We start from the raw sequence: 579 nt of genomic DNA, 5'->3' as shown, positions 1-579 counted from the left end.
GTTTGAGTACAGAATGGACGCACTTACTTAATGACGAGATTGAACTGAGTACCATTGCGTACTTGAGAACAAACCGGAACCAGTATGTAGCAACTTGGCAGGGAAACCTTCCTGAGAATGATAGCCAGCAAAAAACGCTTGGCCTCATGTTCAAAGCCGACTATAGCCTAGATAGCCTCCGCTGGACTTTTGGAGCCGACCTTGAATATACCAAGTCTAGTCGAAGCTATGAGCAAACCTTTGACTATGTGCCCAGTGGCTGGGGAAGTAGTGTCGCTGAGGGCTCTATTTATGACTACGACGTGAATTACTTCGCCGTGTCACCCTATACCAGTGCTGCATTTAGTGTTACTGATCACTTAACAGTAGAAGCCGGCCTTCGCTACGACTCCAGCCGTTTTGATTACACGAATAATCTATCTGACGGGCAATATGCATCGTCGAGTTATGCGCGGGCATCGAGCGATAATGACCCTTCATTCAATCACTTAAGTCCTAAACTGAGTTTTAGTTTCCGTCTTGATGATAGTCAGAATATCTATGTTCGCTATGCAAACGGTTTCCGAATACCGCAAGCTT

At 45.8% G+C, this 579-nt stretch carries 1 protein-coding gene; it reads left to right on the top strand.

The features are described from left to right. On the top strand, positions 1–579 hold a 579-nt coding region (locus A3763_RS05655; RefSeq protein WP_197482793.1), incomplete at both ends, for a TonB-dependent receptor.

The organism is Oleiphilus sp. HI0128 (assembly GCF_001635365.1).
The sequence above is the reverse complement of the archived record's forward strand: the minus strand, read 5'-3'. Positions and strand labels throughout refer to the sequence as shown.